Origin of the sequence: Skermanella stibiiresistens SB22 (genome assembly GCF_000576635.1) — a bacterium.
GTDB lineage: Bacteria > Pseudomonadota > Alphaproteobacteria > Azospirillales > Azospirillaceae > Skermanella > Skermanella stibiiresistens.
On record NZ_AVFL01000054.1, the window covers coordinates 19,444 to 29,173 of the forward strand.

At 58.0% G+C, this 9,730-nt stretch carries 5 protein-coding genes; 3 read left to right on the forward strand and 2 right to left on the reverse strand.

Translation table 11 applies throughout. The annotated features are described in order from the left end of the window. The first annotated feature begins 3 nt into the window (after positions 1–3). The 3 genes from N825_RS37355 (at position 4) to N825_RS38370 (ending at position 6,644) form a co-directional block, all read left to right on the forward strand. On the forward strand, positions 4–3,156 hold the full coding sequence (locus N825_RS37355) for a glycosyltransferase family 4 protein (RefSeq protein ID WP_051514011.1): 3,153 nt from the start codon (positions 4–6) through the stop codon (positions 3,154–3,156). Between the two features lie 236 nt (positions 3,157–3,392). After that, complete coding sequence (locus N825_RS33765; RefSeq protein WP_157619731.1) at positions 3,393–4,727, forward strand: lipopolysaccharide biosynthesis protein; 1,335 nt, start codon at positions 3,393–3,395, stop codon at positions 4,725–4,727. Positions 4,728–5,306: 579 nt separating this feature from the next. Then, positions 5,307–6,644 (forward strand): AlbA family DNA-binding domain-containing protein, encoded by a 1,338-nt coding sequence (locus N825_RS38370; protein WP_084165324.1) that lies wholly within the window; start codon positions 5,307–5,309, stop codon positions 6,642–6,644. A 125-nt stretch (positions 6,645–6,769) separates the two neighbouring features. On the opposite strand, the gene N825_RS33770 is transcribed toward N825_RS38370, so the two are convergent. Both N825_RS33770 and N825_RS39445 read right to left on the reverse strand, forming a co-directional pair. Beyond that, positions 6,770–7,819 (reverse strand): hypothetical protein, encoded by a 1,050-nt coding sequence (locus N825_RS33770; RefSeq protein WP_037461358.1) that lies wholly within the window; start codon positions 7,817–7,819, stop codon positions 6,770–6,772. 74 nt (positions 7,820–7,893) lie between these two features. Continuing rightward, on the reverse strand, positions 7,894–8,232 hold the full coding sequence (locus N825_RS39445; RefSeq protein ID WP_157619732.1) for a Rap1a/Tai family immunity protein: 339 nt from the start codon (positions 8,230–8,232) through the stop codon (positions 7,894–7,896). Positions 8,233–9,730 lie beyond the last annotated feature (1,498 nt).

A 9,730-nucleotide genomic window follows, 5' to 3' on the forward strand; every position in this document is an offset into this window, starting at 1 on the left:
TCCATGCGTATCGTCCTGGATCTTCAGGCTTGTCAGTCGCCCAGCCGCCTGCGCGGCATCGGCCGCTATTCGATGGCGCTCGCCAAGGCGATCGCACGCCGCGGGTCGGACCACGAGATCGTCATAGCGCTCAACGGCGTACTTGGCGACACCATCGCCGGGATCCGTTCAGAGTTCGACGGGCTACTGCCGAGTGAGCGGATCGCCGTCTGGTCGCAACCGGCCGATGTGGGTTTCCTGACCACGGACAGCCACTGGCGGATACAGGCGGCCGAGCGGCTGCGGGAGCGCTTCCTGGAGTCCCTTCGCCCCGACATCGTTCACGTGGGCAGTCTGTTCGAAGGGATCGGGGATGATGTCAGCACGTCGATTGGAGAGACGGCCCAAAGCCAGCCGACCGCCGTGACGCTTTATGACCTGATCCCGCTGGCGCAGAAGGAAATCCACCTGCGGGACCCGCGGATGGCCAATTGGTACCAGCGGAAGCTGATGTCCCTACACCGTGCCGACCGGATGCTGGCGATCTCCGAATATTCCCGTCAGGAAGCCATCGAACTTCTCGGCATCGCGCCCGAGCGCGTCGTCACGATTTCCTCGGCCGCCGATCCGATGTTCCGTCCCGCCGATCCGACGGCCAAGGAAGCGGTGATGACCCGCCACCGGCTGACGCGCCCATACGTGCTTTACAACGGCACCATCGAGCATCACAAGAATGTCGCCGGTCTGCTGACCGCATTCGCCCGGCTGCCGCCGAAAATACGGAAAGCGCATCAACTAGCCCTGGTGTGCGGCCTGCATGCGGCCGATGAGATCCGCCTGAAGGTGATGGCCCGAAAGGCCGGATTGGGTGACGACGATTATATCGTCACTGGCTTCGTCTCCGACAGCGATCTCGTCGCGCTTTACAGCTTTTGCGAACTGTTCGTCTTCCCTTCGCTTCGCGAGGGGTTTGGGCTGCCGCTGCTGGAAGCCATGAACTGTGGCGCCGCGGTGATCTCCTCCAACACCACCAGCCTGCCGGAGGTGGTCGGACATGCGGATGCCATGTTCGATCCACATTCTCCGGAGGATATCCTCCGGAGTCTTGGAAAGGCTCTTGGCGACAAGGGGTTCCTGGCGGAACTGCGCCGGCATGGACTTGCGCGGGCCAAACTGTTCAATTGGAACGACACGGCCGACAGGACCCTCGACGTGTTCCAGTCGCTCCACGACGAGCGGCGAGAGCGTCCCCCGAGCGTCCAGGTACCGCGGCTTCCCCGGCCACGTCTCGCCATCGTGGCGTCCCTGCCGCCCGACACCTCCGCGTTGGCCCAAGCGAGCGCGGGTCTTCTGGGAGGACTTCTCCGGGATTACAGTGTCGATTGCGTGGTCGATCAGGATCATGTCGACCTTCCCGTCAGCGTGGCCGGCCTGCCCGTTCGATCGGCCGCATGGATGCTGCTCAACGGAGCGCGTTTCGACCGCATCGTTTATGTGGTCGGTGACCATGTCGCCTGTCATACCTGGATGCTGGACCTGCTCCGACGGTGGCCTGGCGCGGTCCTGTTTCAGGCCAGCCACATCGGGCGGTCCTTGGTTGCCCTGCCAAAGCCTGGGGAGCAGCCAAGCGCATGGCTGAGGCATCTGTACCGGTCACAAGGATGGACCGCCGTTTCCCGTTATTGGAAGTCCTCCGACAAGGCTGATTTCATCTCTCGGCAGTCCTGCACGGAGAGTATCGTCGATGCGGCGGCTGGGGTCATCGATCCCGGGGCGAACCTGTGTGCCGAAATCGAGAGGCTGTCCGAGCGGTCGCGTTTCTCCGCCCTTGACCGACTGGCCGACGATCTCATCGCGATCGATACGATGGATCAGCCGACCGCCGCCGACTGGGAAGCGATTCTGCGTTGCGCCGCGGAGAACCAGCCAACCGGGAACGGCACCCGCCAATTGATGATCGACGTGTCCGAACTGGTCCAGCGGGACGCCGGGACGGGGATCCAGCGCGTCACCAAGAACATCGTGATGAAGTGCCTGGAGAACCCACCTCCCGGCTTCAAGATCGAACCGGTCTATGACGATGGTGGCGGGACCCTTCGGTACGCACACCGGCTGGCGGCAAAGCTGATTGGCCTCTCGGACCTCGGTCTCGGTGACGACCCTGTGGATCTGAATGCCGGCGACATCTTTTTGGGCGTGGATTTGATCGCCCATCAGATCGAGGGGCGCGACGCACTGAACCGGCACCTCCGGCGGCGCGGTGTACGGTCCTACTATGTCGTTTACGACCTGTTGCCACTCAACAGACCCGAATGGTTTCCGCCGTTCCCCCAGTTTCGGACGTGGCTCCAGCGGATCGGCGGCTTCGCCGACGGTTTGGTCTGCATTTCCAGGGCGGTCGCGGACCAACTGCTGGAACGTTTGCCGGAGCTTGGCATCGACCGCGCGGGCGAATTGAAGATCGGCCATTTCCACCTGGGCGCCGACATAGGGGCCGAGGGCGGTGTCCCATCCGCGGAAGTCCAGCGCATTCTGACGAGCCGCAATCCGCTGTTCCTGGTGGTGGGCACCGTCGAACCGCGGAAGGGGCACGCGCAGGCACTGGCCGCCTTCGAAGGGCTTTGGGCCCGCGGCGTCGAAGCGGAACTGGTCATCGTCGGCAAACAGGGATGGATGGTCGAGAAAGTCGCCGACCGCATGCGCGGCCACGTCCAAGCCAACAAACGGCTTCACTGGTTGTCCCACGCGACCGACGCCGATTTGAATGCGCTCTACGATGGCTGCTCGGCGTTGCTCGGCGTATCATTCGATGAGGGTTTCGGCCTTCCGCTGATCGAAGCCGCCAAACACGCCTTACCCATACTGGCTCGCGACATCCCCGTGTTCCGTGAGATCGCGAATGGTCACGCCGCTTGGTTCTCGGGAACGACGGCGGAGGATTTGGCCGGCGCGGTGGAGGCGTGGATCGACCAATGGACGCGGGGAAACGCGCCGATCACCGCCAATATGCCATGGTTGACCTGGGACCGGTCGGCAGCTCAGCTCATCGAGGTGATCCTCGATGGAAAATGGGATGCCACCTATGACGCGAACCATGGGGAAACCCAACAGCGACGGTCCCAGAGCCGGTCGCCAGAGGCACCGGTCAAGACCCTGATACCGGCCGGGGGTGATTGAAGCCCCCCTCCTCGCGGCGATTTCGTGGCATGGGGCCATTGGGGACGGGAACAACAGGGACGATCGGAACATTCGTTAGGGGTATGGCCCTGATCGACGGAGGAGGTCTTCAAGCCCATCCTCCTCCGGAGGATCAAAAGCGTAACCGCCTTCACCCCATGAACCGGCGCGCGTGGCCGGCGTATGTGGCAGTGTGGCGCCGCTTATTCCCGCGAATGATTGTGTGAGAGAGTTCCTTGACGGCCCGAGTTGACACCACCCGTCTGCCGCGAATGGCGCTTCGCATCCTGCGTGGACCTTTCCTGAAGAACATCGCGGTGCTGGCGTCGGGAACGGCCCTGGCCCAAGTCCTGACGGTTTTGGCTTACCCGATCCTGATGCGGTTGTTCACGCCGGACCAGTTTGGCCTGTTCGCCCTGTTCGGCGCGCTCAACATGACCTTCGTGGTGGTGGCGAGCGGCCGCTACGAGCTCGCCATCGTCATGGCGAAGACGGAGCAGGAGGCGGCCAACATCCTGGCCCTGAGTCTCGGCATCGTCGCCGCGGTCAGCATCCTGTCGGTCTTCGCGATCTGGGGGTTCGGCGACGCGCTGCTCGATCTGCTTGGGTATCAGGAACTCAGCGGCCTGCTGTGGTTCCTGCCTCTGATGATCCTGACCAACACGGCGTCGCAGGTTCTATCCGTCTGGGCGACGCGGCAGCAGCTCTACAAGCGGCTGTCGATGTCCACGATCAGCCGCTCGTTCGGCGTGGCCGCGGCGCAGGTCGCCGCCGGCATGGTCGGCATGGGGGTGGACGGCTTGGTTCTCGGCCTGATCTTCGGGACCGTCATGGGCACCGTGATCGTGGCTTGGCAGTTGATCCGGTACGACCTGCCGTCGCTCCGTCAAGTGATCACACGGGAGAACATGAGGCGGCTGGCGGCCAAGCATCGTGACTTTCCGCTCTACAGCATGCCACAGGCCCTGCTGTCCTCGACCACGGTCACCGTGCCGTCGATCCTGCTGACCGCCCTGTTCAGCCCCTACGTCGCCGGCCTGTACTGGTTCACGTACCGGCTTTTCGAGATGCCGATCACCCTGCTGGGCGACGCCACCCGGCGCGTCTTCTACCAGCGGGCGGCGGAACTGTTCCACAAAGGCGAGGACCTGACCACAATCTTCGTCCGGACCACCGGCGGATTGGCGGCCATGGTGGCTTTGCCGGTGCTGGTGCTGATCGTCGCGGCACCAACACTCTACGCCTTCGCTTTCGGGGAGACGTGGCGCGAGGCCGGTGTGTTCGCGCAGTGGATCGTGGTGTGGTGGGCCATGCGCTTCATCAGCCTGCCCGCCTTGATGCTGGTTCCCGTCCTCAACCTGCAGCGCCGCTTCCTGGTGCTGGAGATATTGACGCTGATCCCGCGCTTCATGGTGCTGCCGGCGGCGGCCTGGGTCGCCAACGTGGATGTCGCGATCGCCGCCTACTCCGTGGTCGGCTTCTCGTTCCACTTTTTCCTGGTGGTTCTGGTCTGGCGCGCGGTGCGCGAGCATCGCGCCGGCCTCGAGGCATCGCAGCCTTCCCCCGCCTGACGGGGGGAGGCCATCGCCTGGGTATCGCAGAAGGCCGAAAACGAAAAAAGCGCCGCAACCTTGAGGTCGACGCGGCGCTTTTTTTTCGTATCGTCAGGTCGTCAAGTGATGGTGCGGTCGAGAAGACTCGATTTTCGGATTGACCACTCACCCAGAGGAAAAACTATTACAAATCAGATATTTAAGAGCTCATTGGCGAACTCGTTCAGGAAGATGTGTAACGGTCTGAGATGCTTTTTGTGTGACGATTTTTCTTTTTCTGTGATAGCAGCCATAGCGCGAATGGCAGCTAGACAACCAGCTTAAGGGACCTCTGGTTAGCAGTTTGTCTGCATCGGAGACAGGCATCCGATAAATGGAAAGTTGATGCTCCTTCAAGGCCAAGAACTCTCGCTAGCGCTTTAGAGCAGGATCGATATAGACGCGGCGGAATGAGGTTCTTCTGATCTAAATTCTCGTTTCAGCTAAGGCGCGGGTCTATATTCAGACAGACGAACAAATAGACAAATCCGGCCCTTACATTGATGCATCTCATATGGTTAATTCATATTAGTGTGAACTAGCTAATCGGGGGAGACTATGGCAACACTTGCGTCAAAATCGATTGAGGCTCTCGAATTGAGAGACATTCAAGATCTACTTGGGGCGAGTGAGGGTCAGTCATTGGAGTTCAAGCAGGAACTCACCTTCGATCAAAAAAGCGGCAAATCAGAGGACTCTTGGTTGAATCCTCCAGCACCAGGCAAACCGAGATCAGGTCCCGATGACTATGCGAAGGAAGATTTATTCCGCGCAGTATGCGGATTTGCTAACGCTGAGGGTGGTTGGCTTGTTCTTGGTATTGATGAGAGCAACGATAACCCAAAATGCGGTGTTGCGATAAGATCCTTACCGGATGCTCACGCTTTAGCAGAGAAATTGGAGCGTGCTGCACTGGATTGGTTTGATCCTCCGTTAACAAGCATACGATGCCGTGCCATCGACACTGATCCTGGTTTCGGAGTAGTTGTGATTCGGACTCCAAGGTCCTCGATAGCACCCCATAGGCTCAACAAATCTGGACGCACTCGCGAATCGTATAGACGCGTCAATGAAGAAACACGCCCTATGAGGATGAGAGAAATACATGATATGGTTATAAATCGAGCGAGAGAAAGTGTCCGCATCGAAGAAGATTTCGTTCAAGCGCGCCAACACTACGGCAACTTATTGCCAACGCAATCGCCGCAGCGACGAATACCTGGATGCCAAATTATTCTGACACCTCTGAGCGATCAATTATCAGTTGATCGACCTTATGCTCATTCGCATATCTTCCGTCGGCATAATGCTCTTAAATGCGTCTTTCCTGATGGAAAGGAGCTTATCATTGAGTCAGTAGATGGAAACGTGCTGACTAAACCAGTTAGTATTACACCTATTCTACGCGGAGCCAGGGCCGTATGGAGGCACGCCACCAAACCCTTAGGAGCTCCGTTGATCGAGAACATGATAGCGCTTGAGATACGATCAACAGGACAAGTGTCGCTCACACTCAAGCAGTGTAGTGGCACCCCCGCACTAATGTTGCAATGGATTCTCTCAGATCTTGCCAACACACTGCGAGTCGTTGATGCAGTCAGACGGTTGGCAGGAGCGCCAGATGCGGAGTTCGCTCTGGAAGCAGATCTTCGGTATGACAATCATGGAAATACGTTAGAAAATATTTCTGCAAACCCACTCCCACGTCTCGGACTGCTAGCTGATGAAGAGCCAGCACTAGTTCAAAGAATGTTACCAACTGGCTTTATACATCTGCCGAGATATACTGTCACCAGCAGCAACCTTTTCCCAAACGTGCTGCTTGAGGTTGCAAATGATATTTACAACCTCTGCGGTAATCAACATCTAGATGGTATCGAGTTTCAACTCGGTTGAAGGAAGCTGCGGATCGAACCCCTAGTGGGGGTTTCGACGTAAACCCGAGGCGGTATCAACCAGTTTTTCAATTGGCTCACCAACTGTGCATCTTCACCGCGCCAAATTTACAGCTCCAACCTATTTTAATCCAAACTTAGCGGAAATTGATAGCGAGTGGTCAGTTTGTCAGCCGCTGTGATCCGCTCATTTGGATTGGCCCTCTCGTCCAAAGCCATCGCGAGGAGTTTCTTGTTCAGGTTCCCGCCTGACAGCACCTTGTTGTTCCCGACTTGGGTCAAGTAGCTCGTCATCGCCGTCATCGACACGTCCTCGACCGCCTGACGGATCTTCTCCACCAAGGCGTCCTCAGCGGCTCGCAAGGCCTCGGCTCCCGCGTGTACCGCCGTATCGACATCGTCGTGCTGCTTCAGGCGTTCGACCATGGCATCACGCGCCGCCGCGACGAAGTAGTCCGCCTCGATGCTTTTCAGGAAGTTCTCGATGAAGAAGTCTCCGCTTTTTGGGGCCTTGATCCCGATGAGGCATCCGACCCTCTCCCAGACTTGCTCCTGCTCAGTGTTCCGCAGCTTGTTGAGGTCCTCCCAGCCGGATTGACGCGCATCACCCTCTTCCTCATCCGTAGCGTCTGGTACCGGTGATGCGGAGACTGAGACCGGCTCGTCATCCCACGGAGGCGTCTCATCGTCTCCCTGCTCCACCGGGTCCGCCGCCTTGACCGGCTCTGGTAGAGCGGGAGACGTGGTCGGTTCGGGAGTGTCGGCGGTCAGTTCATTGTAGGCGGCGCGGATGGTGGTGGGGCGGCATAGGTCCGCCCTATCTTGCAATGATTGCAAGATAGAATTCCAGCTCTCAACCATCCACATTGCGTTGGAACGCACTGAAGCGTCGATATCCGAGAACCCGCTCTCCCTGCACCACTGGCCGAAACCTTTATTGTAGAGTCCACCCGTAGCCGTGGTGAACTTGTTCCGACCAACGAGGAGGGCCTCACCCACTAGTCGCCAGTCTTCCCGCATCATCTTGCCGTTGGCCTTGATCCGGTCCCAGGCCTGCTGGCCCACCGAGACGGCGTCAGTGGTTGTCGTCGTCAGTTCGCCCAAGCTGGTCGGCACCGTCAGCGTGGGCATCTCAAGTTTGGTCTCATCGAGCACGCCGATGGTGTCGAATTTCATTTGTGTCTCCGTTTCGTTGGTTTGCAGCTTTCAGGCCGTATGGTCTTATCTAATAGGAGGCGAAACTTTATTACTCAGCGGCAGGGAAAAGCCAATACGATGGCCAGGGACACGAGCGCGAAGGACGGAAGATGCCGCCTCTCCGGATGGGCAATCAGGTATTGGACCGAAGTGTCCATCAGTTGACCAGACAGCACCCCCGAAGGGATGCATGCTTTAAGACCATTATAGCCGTCATGAGCCGCAAGCTCGGCTGCTGCGGTGACATATCCAAGACAGTATGTCTTGTCTATCCACTCTCCCTGACACATAGCCAGAAGGGAATTTCCATTCTGGTAGTATCCCTGGGCGTTACCTGGGACACTGGACATCAAACCCAGCGCCACCATCACGACTACTGCCACCGCTCGCATGTGCCCTCCCCTCGCTCATTCATTTCAGCCAAATCAAAGGCCGCCGCACTCTGAAACACCGATCCGCCCAAATTGGGAACACGCCATTCTCACTACGTCTTTTTACCTGGGAACACACCTCGCTCACCTCAGCCGTCATCTGGGAACACGCCATTCTCACCCAGCGGATATTTGGGAACATGCCATTCTCACCTACCACAGGGAGACTTCTGTTACCGGTTTCAGGCCCCCGTTACCACTCTGTTACCGGATTAGCATTGTGAAAAATCCAATGAAAACAACGATGTAACCAGTGCTACCGGTGTTACCGGTTGGAAATGATAGGTCCGGTCCCAAAAACACGCCTGGGAACACGAACCTTCTCACCTTGTCAGTTGATACAAAAGACGAGGGCCGTCGAGGGTAGATACGAGGGTAGATTTTCTCTACCCTCGTATGAAAAACCCAGTAACTAGGCGGCTTTCAGAGGAAGCCCGAGGGTAGCGAGCGGAACCTTCTTGTACGGCTCGCCACGCGGTTAGAAAACACCGCCCCTCCTGCCCTGGGAACACGAACCTTCTCACCTCGTCAGCCGATACAAAGGACGCATCGGTGCGCGGGTTTCGAGCTGATGTCGAGGCACCCACATCGACGCTGTCCGAAAAGTACTTTTCGCCAGATCGGGCATCAGTCCAGACCACCCTAGAGAGCCACTGAACGATAAATTCGTAAAAAGCGACGAAATAATCGGTCCAGCCTGTTGACCAGTTTGGCCTATCCTTGGTATAATGTTGGCATTCCAGAAGAAATCACCCCCTCATCGAGAAAGCAAAAATGAATTCCACCAATCTGGTTTCCGTCGGTCAAATCGCCAAGATGGCAAATGTGCATCGGGAGACTGTTCGCCTTTGGCGGCACCAGTGCGATAACTTCCCCAAGGAAGTTCGCTCTGGACGATACGTCTTCTTTCCACTGCCCGAAGTGCAGTTTTGGCTAGACAATCGCTTGCCCCGATAAAATAAAAGGCGCGCTGAATTACCAGCGCGCCTTACCATGTACCATCCTTCGACATCCCTGACAGGACATCATTATGATACCAAAACATTCGGCCTTTGCCAAGCGCCGTACGCAAATAAACTGCCACCGCGATGGTGACTAATCACACGCTGACCCGAGCGGAAATCGCCGCTCATCTTGGAATCAGCCCAACCACCTTTGACAAATACCGTAGCACCGATAAGAGGACTTACGGCACTTCTTCAGTTTCCTCCGAAACGCGTAACCGCGTAGTCTACTTCGACCCCGACGAGTGCGCCCTATGGCTTCGCCGCCGCGACGTCAGGGGCCAGCGGAATGAATACCGCCATGCCTCAGGCCGCAAGCGCAAGCCAGCCTCCGGCACGCCCTCCACACCCGCCAAGCCCTACCGCGCCGATCCGGTGCCCAGGCTGTCAACCTGCGACGTGTGGTGTCAAGGTGCAGGCAATTTTCCCCAGTATGGGAAGGCAAAATTCCTCAC